Below are 21624 nucleotides of genomic sequence, written 5' to 3'. Positions count from 1 at the left end.
TCAGATTATGGCTGCGTCAGGAACAGATCGCATGGTGGCGGTTCCAAAACAGAATTACCACATGCAGCGGGTGCGAAACAAGACATCGGACCTTCTCTATTCGATATTCAGATATGCATTGGTCATCGGCATTTCATTTATTATTTTATACCCGTTATTTCTCAAAGTTTCAGTCGCGTTCAAGGATAAGCAGGATATCTACAATCCAACGATCTATATGATTCCCCAGCACTTTACGCTGGATAATATCCGGCTAGCGGCGCAAGTGATGGATTACCTGCCTCTGCTCGCGAACACGTTATTGTTTGTTACGATCACAACGCTTCTAACAGCGATATCCTGTGCACTTGCCGGATACGGCTTCGCCCGGTTTTCGTTTCCGGGTAGTAATGTGCTCTTTGTGCTGGTGATTCTTACAATTCTGGTGCCGACAAGCACGCTTATGGTGCCAATGTATCTGCATTTCCGCAGCTTTGACTTTATGGGCATCATTCAGTTGTTCACCGGAAAGAATGGCATCAATCTGCTGAATACGTATTGGCCCTCCATGATTACGGCGGCTACGGCAGGAGGGCTAAAGGCGGGGCTGTTCATCTATATTTTCCGTCAGTTCTTCAAGGGCATGCCAAAGGAGATCGAAGAGGCTGCCCTGATTGACGGTGCAGGTGGATTCAAAACGTTTGCCCGAATCATGCTGCCCAATGCGATCTCACCGCTGATTACAGTCATTCTGTTCTCCTTTGTGTGGCAGTACAACGATACGTTCTATTCGGCACTGTTCATGAGTGAAAGTCCACTGATCTCGTTGAAGGTGGCTTCCTTGCCTGCTCAGGCGAACCAGCTGATTCCGCAGCTGATGGGCTTTGGTTCGAACTCGGGCATCAAGGCTGATCCGAACTATGTGGCGATGATTGTAGATACTGGCATTTTGCTGGCGATTGCACCGTTAATTATTTTGTATCTGTTTGTGCAACGGTATTTCGTGGAGAGTATTGAACGCTCCGGGGTTGTAGGTTAACTGGACTATTATAAGCATTGAGGTACATTTGTGATCTGATAATGATGATGTTGTTGTTTCGAGGGGAACTTGAATTGGAATCAAAGAAGCGTTAGTAATCGCTGTAAGAAATCATGCGAACACTAACGCTTCATTAGAATTTGAACAACAATCTAGTCTGACGGGTGCAACATAGCTTGGATATTGGTATGTAAAGTCACGCTGGAAGTAAATAAAATGTACGATTGATTAACCGTGCGGATCAGAATCCTTTCGCTTGTGCCATTGACTGGACCGATCCGAATGGCGGATGGTTCGCTGCCACCATACGTATCATCCAGGGTGACCGATGTGATATGTGCGATGGGAATTTTAATTTTGGAGAACTGCCAGCGGATGACCAGTTGATCTTCTACTTTTTTCACGTTAACACCAAACATACGATGACCTCCTGTTGTGATTCAAATTATTGAAGTAATCTCGTATGTCCAGTTTATCATGATTTGGATAAACTTACCTTATTAATAATAAAGAGTGACGATTTCTATCAACTGATATCAGGGATGGGAACTTGATGTAAAACCTACAGGATTAACCATGACACATACCGAATACCAATAGAGAAGTTAGAAAACTTAAACTCCAACTCCAACACAAAGGATGTGCCACATGACGAATCTATTCGAACATTGTTCAGGTCAAACATTATCTGCCAACCTGGGATGGCTGAATGAGCCAGCAGATTGGTCTATTGAAGACGGCAAAGTAACGATAACCGTTTCGCCAATCAGTGACTTTTTCATTGATCCGGGAGGTGCGCCGGTGAAAGCCTCAGCTCCATTTTTACATACGATAATCAAGGGAGATTTCAGCATCGTCACTCAGGTACAGGTGGATATGAAAGAACAGTATGACTCAGGCTGCCTGATGGTGATGGTGGACGATACGAATTGGGCTAAAGTTTGCTTTGAGTATTTCGAAGAACAGCCTTCCATTCTTAGTGTCGTTACTCGTGGTAACTCGGATGATTCAGTATCAGCATCTGTAGACGTTAACATGCCTTATTTACGTGTAGCCCGGGCAGGCAACAGTTTTGCTTTCCATTATTCTCAGGATGGAGAGAAGTGGAAGCTGGTTCGTTATTTCGGCCTCGACTGCCCGGAAGAGATCAAAGTTGGTATTGTGGCCCAATCCCCCATTGGGCAAGGGACAACGGTTACTTTTACAGATGTACAGCTTCAATATGGAGTGACCGGAAGTGTTCGCCGGGTAGAATAATCGGACAAACGAGAGCACAACAGGACAGGTTATGGCGTTGTTCTTCAGTTATATTAGACATCAAGGAGTGATTAACACATGAACTGGATCAACGCATTACAGGTCGCTATTCAATATATGGAAGACCACTTGCTCGAAAATATGACGATAGAGCAGATTGCAGCGCAGGCCCATATCTCTTCTTTTCATTTTCAACGTACCTTTGCCTTATTAACTGATGTTACTGTAGCTGAGTACATAAAACGCAGACGATTGACACTGGCGGCACATGAGCTTCTGCAAAGTGATCACAAAATCATTGATCTGGCATTTAAATACGGTTACGACACACCGGAATCTTTCTCTAAAGCATTTCGTAGACAACATGGGATTGCACCCAGTGAGGCTCGTAAGAATAGTAACGCTGTCAAATCGTATAATCGTCTGGTGATTCAAGTGAGTCTAAAAGGAGCAGAGCCGATGAAATATAAAATTGTTGAACAAGGCCAATTTACGTTGGTCGGAGTAAAGCAGACTTTCTCATATGCAGAAGGAGAACATCTGCAAGGCATCGGGAAGATGTGGCAGGAAGCGTGGACGAGCGGTACAGAGGATCGTTTATTTGAACTGAACAATGGGGCTATTCCGGGGTTACTCGGTGTCGTTGTGGATCAGAGTGAAATGCAGGAGAAACAGATGCAATACTGGATTGCTACAACTTACGATGGTGAAGTACCGGAAGGATTATCAAGCTTCACCATGCCTGCTTCCAAATGGAGTGTATTTGAAGTAGAAGGCCCGATGCCGGAGAGTATGCAGCTTCTGTGGAAACGGATTATTTCGGAATGGTTTCCATCCAACCCGTATGAGCACGCATACATGCCGGAGCTGGAAGTATACCCGGGGCCCAATCAACCGCCACAAATCTGGATACCGATTAAGTAAATATAACCGTTTCAAACTCGATCATTGTAACCCGTAAACACTCGGATCACCGAAGCTGTTTATGGGTTATTTGGTTGTGATTAATCAGAGATTCGAAGTTGTACAGAGGATGTTCAAGGGTTGTTCATTTTATTGCAGCCAGGTAAACATGATATATTGGAATGAAGGTTACAGCTATAAGATGATTTGCGGAATAGTGTGTACAAAAAGGAGTGTCTACGGATTTGATAAAAAAGTTCTTATACAAAAATGGACTGATCATTGATCTTGTCCTGTTGGCATGTTTTGTGGCATTTCTGGCCTTCTGGGGCCAAAGGTTTGCCGTCATGTTTTTTGGAATGATCACGGTGGCTTTTATCGTACTAAGACGCATTGACTATCAGAAGCATGTTATTCTGAAACGGATTATGCTTACCGGATTTGGCGTGGTTGCCGTCTCTTTTGTCATTATTGAAGCACTTGTATTCACACAGCTTGGTGCGAACGATCCGGAAGAAGTGGACTATGTCATTATTCTGGGTTCAGGCATCCGTGGAACGGAATTGTCATTGACCCTAAAACAAAGGTTAGATGCCAGTCTGGACTACATTCGCAGTCACCCTCAGACACCGGTCATTGTATCGGGGGGGCAGGGACCTGGAGAATCGATTCCTGAAGCGCTGGCCATGAAAAACTATTTGATTGAACAGGGGATTAGCCCCGCCCAAGTCATTATGGAAGATCGCTCCACAAGTACACAGGAGAACTTGGCCTTTTCCAAAAAAATCATTCTTGAATCCGGGTTAGAGCACCCCGAGATCATGATTGTCACCAGTGACTATCATATGTTCCGCTCCAAGTATATCGCTGCCAAGAACGGTTATGCGGCAGAATACGGCATATCCGCCCCGTCACCGGGATATTTGAAACCGGTCAACATGATCCGTGAATATTTTGCTACGATCAAAACGTTTATCTAGCCGATTAGTATATATTCGAAAAGACAACGTTAGACTCTCCTAATAGAGTTTATGTTGTCTTTTTGTCCTTGTCTCTGTACAAGTTGAACTGAATCAAATATTTGAATCTCAAACCATGTTATAATATAGGTCATTAATAGAAGAACGATGTAGGAGTGAATGATCATTACAGCATATCAATTACCTGCTCTCTATGAGCAGAAGCGAGTTTCAATGCAAGAGATGGAAGAGATTCTACGCCTGTTGGCGCAGGCACCGCTATTATATGATGATGGACAGAGCATTCAGGTTCAGGATTACATGGGAGGCTTGGAGGTTGAACTTGAGCATGAGGTACGCCGTGCAGTGACCGAGTTGTATGAACTGGCTGTTCAGGCCTGCCGCGCCTTCGCCGATCCATTGGCTTACGAGCAACTTCAGGATGTGCTTGGGTTACAGGCTGAGTTATGGCAGGAGGAAGTGCTTACTCTTGCAAAGTGGATGGACTGGCTGAAGCAGATCAGTGAAGGAAAGAGAACACTGCCAGAGTACAACTTTACAGCCATGCTTGGCAATCTGCCAGACGGATTCATGATCCATGACTTCTATGATGAACTCCGATATCAGCTGGAACAAAACCCTGCAAACGCATGGGCTATCGAAGAGCGGGATCGCTTGTACGCAGCTCTGGGTGCGAACTAAATCAAACTAACGGGTCGTCGGCGGTGTTTAATCTAATATCTGCATTTTGCATGCATAGAAACATTCCAATCTATATCTTGCGAATTCTTTACCCAGTATGGGAAATGAGGGGATACCGTGAAGAAGGTTGTATTGGCTGGTGGAACGGGATTTGTAGGACAGGATTTTGCCCAAAGGTTCAAGAAGCTGGGTTATGAGGTATTGATTATCTCGCGTCAGCCCGGTCATATTGCCTGGGAAGATCGTGCAAGGATTATTGAGGCTCTGGAAGAAGCGGAGATGTTGATTAACCTGGCAGGTAAATCGGTGAACTGCCGTTATACGGATGAGAATCGCAAAGTCATTATGGAATCCAGAACTCGTACAACACGTATTCTCGGCGAAGCCGTCCTGGCTTGTAATCATCCTCCCGAACTATGGATTAATTCGAGTACAGCGACCATATACAGACATGCTGAAGATCGTCCCATGACGGAAAAAGAGGGCGAGATTGGCTCCGGATTCTCGGTCGACGTTGCCAAGGCATGGGAACAGGCTTTCTTTGAATTCAGTCTGCCGTCTACGCGTCAGATTGCACTACGAATTGCGATTGTGCTGGGCGAGGGCGGCGTGATGGTGCCCATGACGAACCTCGTCCGTTTTGGCCTGGGAGGATCGCAAGGCGCAGGAACACAGCAGTTCAGCTGGATTCATATTGAGGATCTGTTCGGCATGGTGATCTATCTGCAAGAGCATCCACACTTGAGTGGGGTGTTCAATGCCTCCTCTCCGCATCCTGTGACGAATCGGGAGCTAATGGCGCGTCTGAGAGAACAGATGGGTGTTCGGATCGGCCTGCCTTCTCCTCGCTGGATGCTTGAACTGGGCGCACGTTTCATTCAGACCGAAACGGAACTGGTTCTCAAAAGTCGTTGGGTAATTCCCGAGCGAATGGAGAGGGAAGGCTTCACGTTCACATACGGTACGCTAGATGCTGCACTTGCAGAGATTTTGAATAAGAAGAAATGACAGCACAGTATAAATAATAAAACACAACAGGGAGGGCAGAGGCATCTGCCCTTTTATTGTATATTTCAAAGCTTCTACTTCATGGCGTTTCGCCATTAGAGGTGGAGGATTCATTTCATATTAATCAGTCAGATGAACAGAAAGAGGTTGGGGAAATGCAACTTAGAAGAGTAAGGATCGCGGGAACAGGGAAGTACCTGCCTGAACAGGAAGTCACCGATGAGGAACTGGATCGCCGCTTGGGCGTGCCTGCGGGCTGGGTCAGCAAAGCCACAGGCGTAGGTGTGCGACATTATGCTTCGGGTGAAGAAACCTCCTCTTTCATGGGCGCACGGGCTGCGGAAGCTGCACTGGCGGATGCAGGATTACAATTCAGTGATATCGACTGTCTGGTGTGTACCAGTGGTACGAAGGAACAACCGTTGCCGAGTACGGCGGTATTTATCCAGCAGGCCATGGGGCAGGAAGATTCGGGCGTACCTGCTTTTGATATGGATGCAACGTGCCTGAGTTTCCTGAACGGACTCGATGTGATCTCCTATATGGTAGATGCCGGACGTTACCAGCGAGTACTGCTTGTAGCCACCGAGATTGCCTCAGCGGGACTGAATTGGTCAGATAAAGAAAGTGCGGCCCTGTTCGGTGATGGAGCGGCCGCTGCTATTATTGAGCGTTCGCCTGAAGGGTCATCCTCACAGATTGTACATGCTTCCCTTCGAACCTACAGCCGAGGTGCTCGCTTCTCGGAGATTGCAGGTGGAGGTACACGGCTGCATGCTTCGAATTATAAGGCAGATCAGCCGGAGCCCTATCTTTTTCATATGGATGGACAAGCGATCTTCCGCATGGCTTCCAGACTTTTGCCCGGATTCATTGGTGATATGTTGCAGGCGACCGGGAATCAGATGGAGGATTTCCAATTGGTCATTCCTCATCAGGGAAGTGCCATGGCGATGAGACTGATTCGCAAGAAGCTTGGCATTGCTGAAGATCGGTTTATGGACATCACACGAAATCACGGCAATACAATTGCGGCATCGATCCCGATGGGTCTGCATGAAGCGATTAGACAACAGCGTATTCAGCGTGGAGATCGGGTGTTGATGATTGGCACGGCTGCCGGATTATCATTGGGAGGACTTATTTTTGACTACTAGATCTGGGGAAACCGGACATCGTACAGCTGCTTCTCTCCGTGTGCTGCTTACAGGCGGAAGGGCTCCTGTAACGCTCGATCTGGCACGTATGCTTCATCGGGCAGGCCATCGGGTCTATGTTGCGGAGAGTGCTGCACGGCATCTGACCAGATCATCTGGTGCAGTGGAACAGTGTGCTGTGGTTCCATCGCCGCGTCATGACACAGGTGCGTATCTGGCGGAGTTGGAACGGTTGGTTCTGGATTGGCAGATCGACCTGTTGATTCCGATGTGTGAAGAAGTCTTCTATGTGGCTCAAGGGGCAGACAGACTGCGTGCATATTGTCGTGTCCTGGTTACAACTCTGGAGCAGCTGCATGAGCTGCACCATAAATATGATTTTATCCAGCTTGCAGGGTCACTCGGTCTTTCGGTTCCGGATACACGTCTGATCAACAGTCAGCAGGAATGGATGGAAGCTCAGTCTGTTCTGGGAAAAGTAGGAGATTGGGTGTGGAAACCGGTGTATTCCCGCTTCGCAGCCAAAGTTCGCATGCCAACACTCATGACCGATGACGCTGGGGCAGGGACGGATCAGGAAGGAAGCATAAGCGAAAAGAAACGTCGACATTTCCGTAATGACCCTCCGGATGAGGTAGCATTATCATCTATTTCACCTTGGGTTGCACAGGCCTACATTCCTGGTCAGATGTTATGTACATACAGTATAGCGCATGAAGGGCAACTGGTTGCACATGCGACTTACGACAGTCGCTATCGTACAGGAAGCGTGGGTGCCAGTGTCTTTTTTGAACAGGTGGAACATGAGGATACCCTTGCGTGGGTGAGACAATTTGCCCAGGCAACGGGTTTTAGTGGACAGATAGGCTTTGATTTTATAGAAGATCAGGATGGGCGAGTGTACGCGATTGAGTGTAATCCGAGGGCAACGAGTGGGATTCATCTGTTTCACCCCGGAGATGGCTTGGTGCATGCACTAACTGAACCGGAGACGTTGATCAAAGAAAGAAAAATGATCACGCCCGCACGGGGCAGCAAAGCTATGCTCATGCTTCCCATGTTGGGAAGCGGGATGCAGCAGATCTTCGGCAAAGGGAAGCTCCGGGCATGGATAGCTGCGTGGCGTGGAGCCAGGGATGTGGTCTATGCAGGGCAGGATATCCAGCCTTTATTTGAACAATTCGCAGTGGTGCTGTCCGCCTGGCGTCTGGCAAGATCACAGAAGATCTCACTGACTGAAGCTTTGACTCACGACTTAGAATGGAACGGTGAACAACAATGAATAAAGCATTGGTTACAGGAGCTACGGGATGTCTGGGCAGGCATCTCGCGATACGACTTGCAAAAGAGGGATGGGAAGTCACTGGCATGGGCCGACAGCCCGCAGTTGGGGCAGAACTTGAGTTGACAGGAATCCGATTCCTGAATGGAGATATACGGGATGAGGCAGCAGTAAGCGAAGCGTGTACGGGACAGGATGTGGTGTTTCACTGTGCAGCTCTATCCTCGCCATGGGGGAAGTATAAGGACTTTTACAGCAGCAATGTAGAAGGAACGCAGAATCTTGTAGATGGTTGCCTGCATAATGAGGTACAACGATTCATACATGTCTCAACTCCGAGTATATATTTTAACTACAACCCGCGATATAACGTACATGAGAATGACCCGTTGCCATCCAAACCAGCCAATCATTATGCAGCCACGAAGCTTCTCGCTGAACAGGTTGTGATGGAGGGGCATGCGAAGGGGCTTCCGTCCATCATAATTCGACCGCGAGCCATCTTTGGCCCGTATGATCAGACGTTATTTCCCAGAATTGTCGCAGCGAACGCGAAATCGGGAGTGCCCATGATCGGTGGTGGACAGGCATTAATCGATCTGACATGTGTGGATAATGTGGTGGATGCCTTATTATTGTGCCGCGATGCCTCTGATGAAACACTTGGTAGAGCCTACAATATCTCCAATGGCGATCCAAGGGCATTTAGTGAGTTGGTAAGCAGCCTGTTTGGCATGCTGGATATGCCATTGCGTCGTCGAAATATTCCTTATCGGACGGCAAATGGTGTGGCAGCGTTGCTGGAGCGAGTTCATGGCTATATTCCTGCGTTGGGTGAACCTGCGTTGACACGGTATACAGTCGGCTCCTTATCCATCCCACAGACGTTGGATATTACGGATGCACGGGAGCAATTGGGATACGTCCCTCGGGTGTCTATTGAAGAGGGGTTACAACAATTTGCAGACTGGTGGAGGGCTGAATTATGCTGACGACAACTCGGGTAGAACTATATCTGGGTGCGGCGGGTTACTGCACACATCCAGAGTTTCTGACGTTACGTGGTGGTCGGTTAAGCCCGGTGCCTTTCCCGGCAGGATTTGCCTGCATCATTCACCCCGTACATGGACCAATCCTGCTGGATACAGGATATAGCTCCCGCTTTTTCAAGGAAACGGCTCATCTGCCCAATGCACTGTATCGTCATATTACACCTGTGGTCTATCGTGAAGAGGATCATGCCGTTCATTTTTTGGCTCGAATTGGACTGAAAGCTTCGGATATTCGGTATAACATCCTCTCGCATTTTCACGGCGATCACATCGCGGGTGTGCGAGATTTCCCGGAGGCACAATTCATCTATCTGCCAAGAGCATATGATGCTGTGCGCTCACTCGGTCCAATTGCGGCTGTAAAGGCAGGTTTTCTTGCCGGGCTGTTGCCCGAGGATTTTATGGCCAGATCATTGCCTGTTACGTGTCAGCCTGAGCAGTGGACGAGAATAGGGGAAGGATTTCCATTTAATGAAGTCTACGACATCTTTGGGGATGGCAGTCTGCTAGGGGTGGATGTATCCGGTCATGCGGATGGCATGATGGGACTCCTGCTGCGTACAGAAGAACATGACTATTTCCTCTGCGCGGACGCGGTGTGGTCGAGTCGGGCTTTTCGTGAACAGCGCAGACCTCATGCGCTCGCGGGCATTATTATGTCTGATCGACAGGAATACCACCGTAACTTTGACAAGTTGGTTCAACTGCATCAGCAGTTTCCCCACATTCGGATTGTGCCGAGTCATTGTCGAGATGTGCTGGACGCTTGGGGGACAGGGGGGCAGGAACGATGAGCAATCCACTTCGTATAGTGGTTCATTACGCGCTTGCACGTGGGCTGCGAACATGGAAAACCCGAGAACAACTGGAGCGCTGGCAAGAACGGCGGATTATTCGGCATGTTCATCAGATTCGTGCCCGATCTCCATTTTACCGGAAGTGGTGGGGGAGCTTGGACGCATCCGATTGGAGAAGGTTTCCCTTGATTGACAAATCAATCATGATGGAGCACTTCGATACACTGAACACGGTGGGCATTACCAAGGACGAAGCTCTGGCTTTTGCAGCTGAAAGTGAAGAAACGCGTGACTTCAAACCTTCCATTCAAGGCGTGACGGTTGGACTGTCTTCGGGCACGTCAGGGAACCGGGGGATATTTCTGGTGAGTGATCGGGAGCAGGATGCATGGACGGGCACGGTGCTAGCTAAGTTGCTGCCTGGTGGACTGTGGAAACCTGCGAAGATTGCGTTTTTCCTGCGGGCCAACAGTAATCTGTATGAATCGGTGCAGCGTGGCAAATTGCAGTTTCAGTACTTTGATCTGCTGGAACGTGTGGAGAACTTGGTGAATCGGCTGGAAACGTACCAACCTACGGTGTGGGTGGCTCCTCCATCCATGTTGCGTCTGTTGGCGGACGCCTATGTAGCAGGCCATTTGACCGCGGTACCGGATAAAATCATCTCTGTTGCGGAGGTGCTGGACCCCCTGGATCGCAAGGTGCTGGAGCAGGTCTTCGGACAGACCGTTCATCAAGTCTATCAGTGCACAGAAGGGTTCCTGGGAGCGACCTGTCGTTATGGCACACTGCATTTGAATGAGGATATAGTCCATATTGAAAAAGAGTTCATTGATCCCGCTACCCGGCGGTTCGTGCCCATTATCACAGACTTCTCCAGAACATCACAGCCGATCATCCGGTATCGGCTGAATGATATTCTGACCGAGGCGGCGCTGCCATGTGCCTGTGGTTCCCCGTTTACCGCCATTGAGCGGATTGAAGGCCGCTGTGATGACACGCTTTATTTTTCACAACTGCATACGGGTGAGGCGGTACCCGTCTTTCCGGACTTCGTCACCCGTTCGGTCATTGCGGTTTCGCCGGATATTGAACATTATCGAGTGGTGCAGCAAGGGGACGGGTCGATGGAGGTTTCGCTGCTACTTGGAGGAAATGCAGTATTGGAGCAAGTGAAGGCTGATGTGTTGCAGGAATTGAACAAGTTGGCAGACAGGATGGGTTGCATATTGCCTGACGTCAGGTTCGTTCCGTATACATTTGAAACGGGAGTAACGAAGTTGCGAAGGGTGGAGAGACAGCTTGATTAAGACGGTGGTTTGGAGATGCGTTATGCAGGACACGAGCTGCGGTGCAGGATTCATGGGCGAGTTAACGTGAGGAAAGGAACTTATTGGGGGAGAGCAGGTGGCTGAATGACAGTGGTGACATATAAGATAGGTGACGGGCAGCATCGAACGCAGACAGAGAATCATAGAAATGAAGAAACAAAGGAAACAAGACTACGAACACTTGGTGCACAAGATCCCGTGGCTCTCATTACAGGCACATCCAGTGGCTTCGGTATGTTAACTGCTATTACGCTAGCCAAGCAGGGATATCTTGTTGTTGCCACCATGCGTGACCTGAGTCGAAGAGAAGAGTTGGTCAGACTGGCAGGAGAGGCAGGTATAACAGAACGTGTGGTGTATGAGCAACTGGACGTTACTGATTCTGAATCGGTGCAGGCGGCTATAACCAAAGTCGTTCTGAACTATGGCCGAATCGACATGCTGGTGAACAATGCGGGATTTGCGGTGGGCGGGTTCATTGAGGAAGTATCGATGGAGGATTGGCGGCGCCAGATGGAAACGAATCTGTTTGGATTAATCGCCGTGACACGTGCGGTCCTGCCTGTGATGCGTGAACAGAAGCAGGGGTTAATTATTAACTTGTCCAGCGTCAGTGGGTTGTCCGGTTTTCCGGGGTATGCGCCCTATGCTGCCTCCAAATTCGCTGTGGAAGGATTCACGGAAAGTTTGCGTCATGAGATGTCTTCGTTTGGTGTTCGGGTGGTATTGGTTGAACCAGGTGCTTATCGTACACCGATCTGGAATAAGGGACTGGGTGAGATTCACCGGAACGAGAATTCTCCGTATAAGCATAAGCTGGACGCGGTTCTTCGTTATTCCAAACATGCGAGCGAGACAGCACCTGATCCACAAGAGGTAGCTGATCTGATCGGCCGAATTGCACGGATGCGTGCACCAAGACTTCGATATGCGCTAGGAAAAGGTTCGCGTGTGCTCATCATAGGCAAAGCACTACTACCGTGGAAGTGGCTGGAGCGGATTATCGCTCGTGGTTTAAAATAGAGACTACAACCTTCAGGAGTCGGTCACATTTGCCACTATTTACTTGAGAGGGGTGGACCCGTGTTTGAAATCATTGTTGTTATTCTGCTTCTTGTGATTGTGGGTTTACTCCTTCATATCAATAGCAAGCTGCCAGCGCGTGACCGGGTGAAGGAAGCGTTGGAGCGGGATCGGAACGCGTCAAAATAAGACTATTGGAGGTTTTTTATATGAAAATCGCATTTGTTTTGTTTGATGGACTGACTTTCCTTGATTTTGCAGGGTTCTATGATGTGATCAATCGGTTGAATTTCTTTGAGCAAACCAAAGGAACGACGTGGGAAACCTGTGCGATGACAGATCAGGTCACGGATGAGTCTGGCTTAACGTTGAAGGTCGATCGAGTGAAGCCGGATCTGGCAGAGTATGATCTCGTGTTTGTCCCCGGAGGCATGGGAACGCGTAAGCTTCGGTATGACGAGGCGTTCGTAGGCTGGTTGAAACAAGCGGAGTCTGTTCCTTTGAAGGTATCCGTGTGCACAGGCTCTCTGCTGCTGGGTGCGGCTGGATTTTTGTCTGGTAAAAGAGCGACGACACATCCGTATACCTATGATCTGCTTCAGCCGTACGTTGCTGAGGTTATTCAGAGCCGGATCGTGCGAGATGGAAATGTAATTACAGCCGGTGGAGTAGCCACGTCCATTGATCTGGGAATTTATGTTGTTGGGTTGCTTGCAGGACAGGAAGCGGCAGCAAATGTGAAACTCCAGATCGATTATCCTTATGAAATGGAGGGAGTGGTCGAAGAATGAACGAAAATGGAAAGCAAAAAAACTATATCATTCGCAATATTAAGCGGGATGAAGCAGATGTATACTGGCCTTTTCGACTGGAAGCACTGAAAACACATCCTGAAGCCTTCGGGGCTTCCTTTGAATTATCCATTCAGATTCCCATGAATGAAGTGCAGGAACGCATACATAACGAGCCCGACGATTATATTCTGGGCGCATATACAACAGAAGGAATACTCGCGGGAATGATGGGTTTCAAGAGAGAATATGGCCTGAAGCTCAGGCACAAAGGCATAATCTGGGGTGTCTATGTTGCTCCGCCATATCGGGGAAATCGTCTGGCATCGCAATTGCTCCAGGAAGTCTTGGAACGGGGAAGATATCTGGAAGGCATCAAGCAAATTAATCTGAGTGTGGTAACGACGAATAAATCAGCCAGGCGCTTATATGAGCGATATGGATTTGAAGTGTATGGCATTGAGCGTAACGCCCTGGAAGTGTACGGGCAGGGATATGACGAGGCACATATGAATTATTTCTATACAGAGCAATCAACATCCATTGAAGATGGTTCGACAGGAGGAGGCCTATGACAGGTCAAGTTGAACTTGAGATCGACGGTATTTCCTTTGTCTTGAAAGAGTCTCATTCTTTCGATTGGTTACGGCCCATGGGTACGGTCTTTCGCGTATTCGATCAGCAGGATTCAGGAAATCTCTCCTTCGGTATCGTGCAAAAGGATGGAAAGAGGTTGTTCGTAAAGTATGCGGGAGCATATACCATTCATGCGAATCATACGGGAAGTCCCCCGGAAGCCATTCATAATCTGAAATCATCTGTTTCCGTCTATCAAGATTTGAAGCATGACACGTTGATCCGACTAACGGATCATTTTGCAACGGAGCAAGGGTATGTCTGTGTATTCGATTGGGTGGAGGGGGAGAATCTTCATAATCACTGGAAATTTCCGCCTCCGGCCAAATATGAAGATCCTCGTTCCCCCTACTTTCAGTTCAGACAACTTCCGGTGAAGACAAGGATTGGCGCGATGGAGCAGATTCTTAATTTTCATATCGAAGTGGAGCGGAGAGGTTATGTGGCTGTTGATCTGTATGACGGCAGTTTGATCTATGATTTTGACAAGTATGTCATGAAAATTTGTGATATCGATCTGTATCGGAAAGGCGCCTTTATCAATACGATGGGACGTATGTGGGGATCTTCCCGCTTTATGTCTCCAGAGGAATTTGAGTTAGGCGCATCCATAGATGGAATTACCAATGTATTCAATATGGGAGCCATGGCGTTCGCCCTACTGGGTGGGGAGAAAGACCGTTCATATGATAGATGGGATGCCGGAGAGGCTTTATATCAGGTTGTGATACGTGCAGTCAGCGCAGATCGGTCCCAGCGGTACGCATCGATTGCAGAACTCGGTGAGGCATGGAAAGAAGCTGCAATGCAAAGGTAAGGAGCGGCGTATACGAATTATTCGCAAATATGCAAAATCCATTCGTATGTGTTTGATAAATACCGTATAATGGAAATTATTAAGGGGGTGCAGATGATGTGCAGATATGCCATGTCAGGACCATACAAAGACATCTATGCATGCTTCAATTGTCGCAAATCATTTAAACAAGTTTCCAGATACGACCTTCACCCTGAAATTGTGGAACAACTCGAATATAAATGTCCACAATGTGCTGCGTCTATGGTTAGCATGGGACAGGATTTCCAGGCGCCTAAACAAAAGGATAGCAAACAATGGACCAAAGTGATGATTCTGTATCGCCATGGTTATACCTTTCATAATTGTGGATGCGGGGCTGGATATCGGCCGTCAGATTTACGTGAATTACCCGATTTTCTGGATCAGCAGGAAGCAGGTAAAGGCAGTGAAGGCAAACGATTATTGAAAAGGTTAACTTCATAGTTATGGCTCCTACATCGAACCTGTCGTCTATGGAAATGTTGAAGATACAAGCGAGCACGTTATATACAATCAATGAGCAACAGCGTCTATTAAGCATTAACGAGCCGGGTGGTGGGCAGGCTCCAGCCATATTTATCGGATTGGCTTCTGCCGGTTCACTGATCTATTACCATGAGCAGTTACCGCCGGATCTGATGGATGAATTGAGTAAGGAATGCGAGCTTCCATTGGATATTCCGAAACTGATTCGAAAGGTGCAGACCTTTGAGCCAGTTAACCATGTGTGGATGGGACCAGCATATGTCTTTCCTGAGTCATCTGACGAATGGAATCGACAGGTTCAGTTGATTGGTCAGGAGCAGTGTAATTTGCTGGCAGAGCATTTCCCTGAATTAACAGATCTCTTGCATGAAAAATGGCCTGTTTCGGCTTATGTTATTGGTGATTCTGCTGTGGCAGTGTGCTGCTCCGCACGGATTTCCGAACATGGGGCGGAAGCAAGTCTATATACGGCACCTGGTTATAGAGGACATGGGTATGCAGCGGAGACGGTAAAATGCTGGCAGTATCATGTCAAGGAGCGTGGACGCATGCCAATCTACAGTACATCTTGGGATAATCTCGCTTCACAGCAAGTTGCCCGTAAATTGGGATTAATTCAGTTCGGTGTGGATTTCAGTATCACAACTGTGGAGTTGAGGAAGGGCTGTGATGTTGGATGATCCGCACTTTCCTACAAAAGGACCTTCAGTATGTCATTGAAGCGCATATCCGAATCTATCGAAATGAGTATAATTATGATGATAGCTTTGCTGAATTTATCACCAACTCGGTGAATTCGTTTGGACTTAAAGGCAATCATTCGAGGGAGATGTTATGGATTGTTGAGTTAGATCAGATAGCTTCCGGCTCCATAGGACTTACTCAGGTGAATGAAAATACGGCTCAACTTCGCTGGTTTTTGATCGAACCGGAAGCACGTGGTGCAGGATGGGGCTGGAGGCTTATCGAACAGGCAGTTCTTTTTGCAAAAGAAAAGGGCTACACATCCGTGATTCTGTGGACCAATGAGTCTTTGATCGGCGCGCGTAGATTATATCAATCTGTGGGCTTCGAAGTGAAGGAAGTCCGCAAGCAGATGTTGTCAGGTCAGGAGCTTACCGAAGAACAATGGGAACTTGTTCTGTAGTTGGTTAGTGGCTTGAGCATGAAAGCCACATCTGTTGCGTTAACTCGTTGTTGAGAGGAGTGGTACAGTGAATCGCAGAAGACTGATTCTAGGTTTGTTATCCGTATGCATAGCATTGACGGTAACAGCATGTTCGACTCGGACAGAAGAACAAGTATTATCAGCAACCATTGAAAGTAACCTGCAGCAGATGGTTAGCGACCCTTTCCTCCTGACCAGCAGCAATCCGAATGATTACATTGTTGGCAACCCGGAGGTTTACGAGGACATTTTGAATACGGGTGAGGCGGGACTGCTTCTCCTGTTACAGCAGATCGAATCCAGTCCGGATAATGGTCTTAAGGAATGGATCATGGCTCAGGCAAGTACTGAACTGCTTGGAGAGCGTAACCCTGTAGAGGCGTGGCATAGTGGCAAGGACTGGCTCAGGCAGTATAAAATGAGCGTAGAATAATGGCGTATCTTCTCTATAGTACCTGACTTAGCGGAAGTGATGGAGGGGGCGGAATCGATTCTGAAGAAGCGATAGCGTTCGCCTTTGTCAGCGATCAGAAGAACGATCCGTAACCGGAATGGTTCCCGCAATCCGTCAAGCACTGTAGCGTGTGATGAGCCGGAAGTACATACCTCACCTCCAGTCAGCATGAGCAGCATTGAGAGGTTCTTGGAACCCGAAAGAATACATTATAGAGGTGAAATCCTTGAATAAGAAAATTGCTTTTTTTGATTCAGGCATCGGTGGTTTAACCGTTTTGCATAAGGCATTACAACAGTTTCCTGAAGAAAAATTTCTGTATTATGCGGATACCTTACATGTCCCGTATGGAACCAAGTCTGCGGATGAGGTTAGAGGACATATTTTTGATTGTGTGGAAGCCATCGTTCAGGAGGATGTTCAAGCCATCGTGATTGCTTGTAATACAGCAACAAGTCTGGCTGTGAAGGACCTGCGCGCCAAGTACGATATCCCGATCATTGGCATGGAGCCTGCGGTGAAACCAGCCGTGGAGATGAATCGTGATAGTGGGAAGAGAGTGCTTGTATTTGCCACGGCCCTCACCTTGAGTCAAACCAAGTATAACGAACTGGTATCGCGTGTTGATGATCACCACAGTGTGGATTCGATTGCGCTGCCGGAACTTGTGGAATGGTGTGAACAGCTGGATTTTGATCCGGGCAAAATCGCTGATTATTTCCGGTTCAAGCTGGCAGATCTCGATCTTCATGGGTATGGCACAGTGGTGCTTGGTTGCACGCATTATCCATTCTATACGTCCATTCTGCGCACGGTTCTGCCAGATCATATACAGATCATTGATGGCAGTACAGGCACAGTGAACCATCTGAAGCAGCGGCTTGGACTGGTGGCTCAACATGGAGACAGAACAGGGGAACAGGTCACTTTCCTCAGTTCATCAGGTCGACCGGAAGAGCAGGAGAAGATGTACAGTGCACTTCAATATCTTGAGATGAACTCCAAGTCGGTTACACCATAGGAGGTGATAGCTATGCAGTTCATTTATCTTATCCGTCACGCCAAGGCCACAGGGCAGGAACCCCATGCAGAGCTTACAGATGAGGGGATCAGGCAGGCTGAAAAACTTGCAGATATCTTGGCTCATCATTCCATAACGTATATTGTATCCAGTCCATGGAAAAGGGCCGTCCAGACAGCTATGCCACTGGGCATAGCAACGCTGCAACATATACATACGGATGAACGTCTCCAGGAGAGAATACTCAGCTCCATGGATCTGTCTAACTGGATGGATGTGCTGAAACGTACATATGACGATGTGGACTGGGTAGAAGAAGGCGGGGAATCTTCAAGGACTGCGGCTGCAAGGGGTATGGCACTACTGGAAGAGTTGTGGAGCAGACCAGAACAGCACGGGGCCGTGGTTACACATGGGAACTTGTTATCACTGCTTATTCGTGAGTATGAACCATCCTTTGGTTATGAAGAGTGGACCAAACTGTCTAACCCGGATGTGTATGTTCTGGAGAGACAACGACCAGATGCAGGGTTGTCCACCATTCGCAGAATCTGGACAGATTAACAGTAAAAGAGTGCTCCAGCGATATGATATCAGCCAGAACACTCTTTTCGTATATCCTCGGGGCATGTTTACAATGCGGCAATCATGATCATAACCCATCCAGCCAAAAATGCAACTCCGCCAAGTGGGGTAATGGCTCCCAATTTGCGAACACCCGTTACACTTAAAGCATACAGGCTGCCAGAGAACAGGATGATCCCGGCGAACATCAGCCATCCGGCGAGCATGACGAGTGAAGAGGATTCAAGACGGTCTGCCATCAGTCCGATCAGGATGATACCAAGTCCGTGGGTGAGGTGATATTGAACACCGGTTTCATAGATTTTGATCATGTCAGCGGATAATTTGCGCTTGAGCGCGTGTGCTCCGAATGCACCCAAAGCAACAGCCAGGAACATCATAATACTGCCGAGTATAATCAGGGTTTGCAATGTGTTTTTCTCTCCTTTTAAGGGTAATTAGATGTAACGTCAAAGTGAACTGCACGAGTGTTGTCTACAGTTTGCGCAATTGAATCTGCCCAATGGAGTGATCGGCTTCCTTTTTCAGAATCAGTCTGGCACGCCCTTTGGTTGGTAAAATGTTTTCATGCAGGTTTTTGGCATTGATATCCTGCCAGATCTGGTTGGCAGTACGCACGGTTTCTTCTTCATCGATATTGGCGAATCGTTGATGGAAGAAGGAATCCGTGTTCTGGAACGCTGTATTGCGGAGTAGCTTGAAACGCTCAACGTACCAGTGTCGTATATGCTCTTCTTCCGCATCTATGTAGATGGAGAAATCAAAGAAATCACTAACCAGCAAAGGCGTTTCCTTTTTGATCTGGAGTACATTGATACCTTCTATAATGAGAATATCCGGTTGACAGATCTGCTTCTCTTCGCCTTGAATGACATCGTAGGCGAGGTGAGAGTATACGGGTGCTTTCACTTCGGGTTTGCCTGATTTCACATCTCCCATGAACTGAATCAGGGATTTGATATCATAGCTTTCCGGGAATCCCTTGCGGTTCATGATGCCCTTCTCTTGCAGCACCGCATTGGGATATAAGAAACCGTCGGTTGTGACAAGGTCAACCTTCGGGCTATTCTTACCTCTGGCAAGCAGTGCCTGTAGTAAGCGGGCCGCTGTACTTTTGCCCACAGCAACACTTCCCCCGATTCCGATGATGTAAGGACTGGGGGATGCTTCTTTTTTCATAAAGGAGGCCGTCAGTCGATTCAGCTCTTGAGAAACTCTTGCATATAGGTCAATAAAGTGGGTAAGAGGCAGATATATATCTTCGACTTCTTGAATCGATACCTCTTCATTCAATCCCTTTAACTGTTCTAATTCGGCTTCCGTCAGTGGAAGAGTGGTCTGATGTTCTTTAAGTTCAGCCCATTCCTTGCGGTTAAACTCGATGTAAGGAGAGTATGAATTCATGAGATCCCGCTTTCTGTATGTAATATAATTGTGGACACAACCTTTAGTGTATCAAAATTCAGGAAACTGACAACACCTTTACATTGTGCATTTCATAATGCCTTTCGTCAAAATGGAGCGAAAAGCAACTTATAGGAAAGTGTAACCCATTTTATGTTAAAGTCAACGTATACCATGCGGAAGGGTGACAGCACATGATCGTATATGAGAGAGAGCATGATTTTGTTTTGACCGCACAGCATGAGCATGGATTAGTAGCCGGAGAGATGGCTTCCCACTGGAAAAATGAATTATTAGCCGATGCTGCGCATCGGGATGAATTGATTCTAGCGGCCAAGGAACATGACCGTGGCTGGATTGAACTGGATTCGTCTCCGTTCTGGAATGATTACAGTCAATCGCCGTATTCGTTTCGTGACTTTCCATTGCGTCCGCGTTTTGTATTCTACCATAAAGGGATTGAAGAAGTTCGTCAGAAAAACCTCTACGCCGGATTATTGTGTAGCTTGATGTACACGGAGCTATTTCAGAAAAATCTGGGGGCCAATGCTCAGGATGATGATGACATCCGAGATTATCTGCAACAAGAACACGAACGTCAGCTGGATTGGGAGAAACAGCTTGGTGGCGATGCTGAAGCACTGAAACAGAGGCTGCAAAGTGATGTGGAGATCATACTTTTCTGTGATCAGCTCAGTCTGTTTCTCTGTATGGAGGAACCTGGAACACCTGCTGCGCGTTATGATTTTTTTGCAGAAGGGCTCAGTTGTACGTTTGATGCCTGTTCCAGACAACCCATTCAGGCAGAGTGGTTATCCAATGAAAAAGTAGGCCTGTCGTTTTTCCCGTTTGATGAGGAGTTTACGGTCGTTTTGCCTTATAAATCGGTGCCAAAGGCAAGTATCCGCAAATTTGGTATGCAACAGGCTTATCGCCGGGCTGAATGGAAGGAACGCCGGGTGTTGATTACGGAATTGAACTGAGAACTGGAAACTCCAGGCTTGAGGAAAGAGCAGCATAGAATAGCACAAAACAGGCGGGCTTCTGATGTACAGGTGTACAGGGCGTCCGCCTTTCGTATGCATATATATCATCATAGGCATACTGTTAGACCGGTGAAAATACCAATGAATCAGAGTGGGAATAAAGAAGGAAAACACAGGTTATTCCCAGAAATGTTAGTGTACAGCAGAGAAGCGCACGTTAGCAGGAGGACGAATATGGATACTAGAATAGAGATATTAACAATGTGTATGGTATGGGACAAAATGAATGATCAGGTGTTGCTAATGAATCGGCCAAATCGCAAAGGATTTCCGGGATACATCGCTCCTGGAGGGAAGGTAGACTTTCCGGAGAGTATCGTGGATGGTGCCGTGCGGGAGGTTCTGGAGGAGACGGGGCTAGTAGTCAATGAGATTACGTATAAAGGGCTTGATGAGTTCTGTGATCCCGAACAAGGATTGCGGTACATGGTATTTAACTATTTGGCGACTTCATTCGAGGGTCAGTTATTGCAAGATCCGCCCGAAGGCGAACTGTTATGGGTGCCTATGAAGGGGGTTTTTGAACTGCCTATGCAGGATTGGTTCGTTGAACGTCTCCCGCGTTTTTTCCAAAAAGGTACTTTTGAGCGGAGTGTGATCTGGGAGAAGTCATCTGGACGTACGCTACAAGAGACATTTATGGTATATAGCGATTCCGTTCTTGAACAGAGTGAGATCCGATAAGATAAAACGTCAGAAGGAGGAG

At 47.6% G+C, this 21624-nt stretch carries 27 protein-coding genes; 24 read left to right on the top strand and 3 right to left on the bottom strand.

Annotated elements, in window-relative coordinates; translation table 11 throughout:
- The first annotated feature begins 7 nt into the window (after window positions 1-7).
- Window positions 8-1018, top strand: coding sequence for a carbohydrate ABC transporter permease (locus J7E78_RS14865; protein ID WP_215077020.1), 1011 nt, complete (start codon window positions 8-10; stop codon window positions 1016-1018).
- A 152-nt stretch (window positions 1019-1170) separates the two neighbouring features.
- On the opposite strand, the gene J7E78_RS14860 is transcribed toward J7E78_RS14865, so the two are convergent.
- Window positions 1171-1437: a PH domain-containing protein gene (locus tag J7E78_RS14860; RefSeq protein ID WP_215077019.1), complete on the bottom strand. Its 267-nt coding sequence runs from the start codon at window positions 1435-1437 to the stop codon at window positions 1171-1173.
- 229 nt (window positions 1438-1666) lie between these two features.
- Here J7E78_RS14860 and J7E78_RS14855 point away from each other — a divergent pair, with 229 nt between their 5' ends.
- The 21 genes from J7E78_RS14855 (at window position 1667) to J7E78_RS14760 (ending at window position 18447) form a co-directional block, all read left to right on the top strand.
- On the top strand, window positions 1667-2275 hold the full coding sequence (locus J7E78_RS14855; RefSeq protein WP_215077018.1) for a DUF1349 domain-containing protein: 609 nt from the start codon (window positions 1667-1669) through the stop codon (window positions 2273-2275).
- A gap of 78 nt (window positions 2276-2353) precedes the next feature.
- Complete coding sequence (locus J7E78_RS14850; RefSeq protein ID WP_215077017.1) at window positions 2354-3199, top strand: AraC family transcriptional regulator; 846 nt, start codon at window positions 2354-2356, stop codon at window positions 3197-3199.
- Between the two features lie 224 nt (window positions 3200-3423).
- A complete protein-coding gene (locus J7E78_RS14845) occupies window positions 3424-4158 on the top strand; it encodes a YdcF family protein (protein ID WP_215077016.1) in 735 nt (244 codons plus the stop codon).
- 159 nt (window positions 4159-4317) lie between these two features.
- On the top strand, window positions 4318-4839 hold the full coding sequence (locus J7E78_RS14840) for a hypothetical protein (RefSeq protein ID WP_215077015.1): 522 nt from the start codon (window positions 4318-4320) through the stop codon (window positions 4837-4839).
- A gap of 117 nt (window positions 4840-4956) precedes the next feature.
- Complete coding sequence (locus tag J7E78_RS14835) at window positions 4957-5847, top strand: TIGR01777 family oxidoreductase (RefSeq protein WP_215077014.1); 891 nt, start codon at window positions 4957-4959, stop codon at window positions 5845-5847.
- Between the two features lie 155 nt (window positions 5848-6002).
- Window positions 6003-7004 (top strand): beta-ketoacyl-ACP synthase III, encoded by a 1002-nt coding sequence (locus tag J7E78_RS14830; protein WP_215077013.1) that lies wholly within the window; start codon window positions 6003-6005, stop codon window positions 7002-7004.
- On the top strand, window positions 6994-8286 hold the full coding sequence (locus J7E78_RS14825) for an ATP-grasp domain-containing protein (protein ID WP_215077012.1): 1293 nt from the start codon (window positions 6994-6996) through the stop codon (window positions 8284-8286). The genes J7E78_RS14830 and J7E78_RS14825 overlap by 11 nt, the downstream gene beginning before the upstream one ends.
- The gene (locus J7E78_RS14820) at window positions 8283-9278 is read left to right on the top strand and encodes an NAD-dependent epimerase/dehydratase family protein (protein ID WP_215077011.1); all 996 of its coding nucleotides are present in this window, start codon (window positions 8283-8285) and stop codon (window positions 9276-9278) included. The genes J7E78_RS14825 and J7E78_RS14820 overlap by 4 nt, the downstream gene beginning before the upstream one ends.
- Entirely contained in the window at window positions 9272-10132 is an 861-nt protein-coding gene (locus J7E78_RS14815) for an MBL fold metallo-hydrolase (protein WP_215077010.1), read from the top strand. Before J7E78_RS14820 ends, J7E78_RS14815 begins: the two co-directional genes overlap by 7 nt.
- Window positions 10129-11445, top strand: coding sequence for a F390 synthetase-related protein (locus J7E78_RS14810; protein ID WP_215077009.1), 1317 nt, complete (start codon window positions 10129-10131; stop codon window positions 11443-11445). Before J7E78_RS14815 ends, J7E78_RS14810 begins: the two co-directional genes overlap by 4 nt.
- 105 nt (window positions 11446-11550) lie before the next feature.
- A complete protein-coding gene (locus tag J7E78_RS14805) occupies window positions 11551-12489 on the top strand; it encodes an SDR family oxidoreductase (RefSeq protein WP_285229439.1) in 939 nt (312 codons plus the stop codon).
- A 60-nt stretch (window positions 12490-12549) separates the two neighbouring features.
- Window positions 12550-12678, top strand: coding sequence for a hypothetical protein (locus J7E78_RS29690; protein ID WP_258166316.1), 129 nt, complete (start codon window positions 12550-12552; stop codon window positions 12676-12678).
- A 20-nt stretch (window positions 12679-12698) separates the two neighbouring features.
- Window positions 12699-13280 carry a DJ-1/PfpI family protein gene (locus tag J7E78_RS14800; protein WP_215077008.1) on the top strand — a complete coding sequence of 194 codons (582 nt, stop codon included), beginning with the start codon at window positions 12699-12701 and terminating at the stop codon, window positions 13278-13280.
- Window positions 13277-13855 carry a GNAT family N-acetyltransferase gene (locus J7E78_RS14795; protein WP_215077007.1) on the top strand — a complete coding sequence of 193 codons (579 nt, stop codon included), beginning with the start codon at window positions 13277-13279 and terminating at the stop codon, window positions 13853-13855. Before J7E78_RS14800 ends, J7E78_RS14795 begins: the two co-directional genes overlap by 4 nt.
- Window positions 13852-14733 (top strand): serine/threonine-protein kinase, encoded by an 882-nt coding sequence (locus tag J7E78_RS14790; protein ID WP_215077006.1) that lies wholly within the window; start codon window positions 13852-13854, stop codon window positions 14731-14733. The genes J7E78_RS14795 and J7E78_RS14790 overlap by 4 nt, the downstream gene beginning before the upstream one ends.
- A 93-nt stretch (window positions 14734-14826) precedes the next feature.
- Window positions 14827-15198: a hypothetical protein gene (locus J7E78_RS14785; protein ID WP_311517404.1), complete on the top strand. Its 372-nt coding sequence runs from the start codon at window positions 14827-14829 to the stop codon at window positions 15196-15198.
- 2 nt (window positions 15199-15200) lie between these two features.
- Window positions 15201-15920 (top strand): GNAT family N-acetyltransferase, encoded by a 720-nt coding sequence (locus J7E78_RS14780; RefSeq protein ID WP_215077005.1) that lies wholly within the window; start codon window positions 15201-15203, stop codon window positions 15918-15920.
- Entirely contained in the window at window positions 15917-16387 is a 471-nt protein-coding gene (locus tag J7E78_RS14775) for a GNAT family N-acetyltransferase (RefSeq protein WP_215077004.1), read from the top strand. The genes J7E78_RS14780 and J7E78_RS14775 overlap by 4 nt, the downstream gene beginning before the upstream one ends.
- A gap of 67 nt (window positions 16388-16454) precedes the next feature.
- Window positions 16455-16841: a hypothetical protein gene (locus tag J7E78_RS14770; RefSeq protein WP_215077003.1), complete on the top strand. Its 387-nt coding sequence runs from the start codon at window positions 16455-16457 to the stop codon at window positions 16839-16841.
- Window positions 16842-17088: 247 nt separating this feature from the next.
- A complete protein-coding gene (murI, locus tag J7E78_RS14765) occupies window positions 17089-17883 on the top strand; it encodes a glutamate racemase (protein ID WP_215077002.1) in 795 nt (264 codons plus the stop codon).
- 12 nt (window positions 17884-17895) lie between these two features.
- Window positions 17896-18447: a histidine phosphatase family protein gene (locus tag J7E78_RS14760; protein WP_215077001.1), complete on the top strand. Its 552-nt coding sequence runs from the start codon at window positions 17896-17898 to the stop codon at window positions 18445-18447.
- 68 nt (window positions 18448-18515) lie between these two features.
- Here the strand turns inward: J7E78_RS14760 and J7E78_RS14755 are convergent, their stop codons facing one another.
- Window positions 18516-18878 (bottom strand): DUF423 domain-containing protein, encoded by a 363-nt coding sequence (locus tag J7E78_RS14755; RefSeq protein WP_215077000.1) that lies wholly within the window; start codon window positions 18876-18878, stop codon window positions 18516-18518.
- Window positions 18879-18942: 64 nt separating this feature from the next.
- The gene (coaA, locus tag J7E78_RS14750) at window positions 18943-19872 is read right to left on the bottom strand and encodes a type I pantothenate kinase (RefSeq protein ID WP_215076999.1); all 930 of its coding nucleotides are present in this window, start codon (window positions 19870-19872) and stop codon (window positions 18943-18945) included.
- A gap of 194 nt (window positions 19873-20066) precedes the next feature.
- Here coaA and J7E78_RS14745 point away from each other — a divergent pair, with 194 nt between their 5' ends.
- Window positions 20067-20855 (top strand): DUF3891 family protein, encoded by a 789-nt coding sequence (locus J7E78_RS14745; RefSeq protein WP_215076998.1) that lies wholly within the window; start codon window positions 20067-20069, stop codon window positions 20853-20855.
- 237 nt (window positions 20856-21092) lie between these two features.
- Window positions 21093-21602, top strand: coding sequence for an 8-oxo-dGTP diphosphatase (locus tag J7E78_RS14740; protein ID WP_215076997.1), 510 nt, complete (start codon window positions 21093-21095; stop codon window positions 21600-21602).
- The last annotated feature ends 22 nt before the right edge of the window (window positions 21603-21624 follow it).

Origin of the sequence: Paenibacillus polymyxa (genome assembly GCF_018614975.1) — a bacterium.
Classification (GTDB): Bacteria; Bacillota; Bacilli; order Paenibacillales; family Paenibacillaceae; genus Paenibacillus; species Paenibacillus polymyxa_E.
This window is presented reverse-complemented; position numbering and strand designations above follow the sequence as displayed.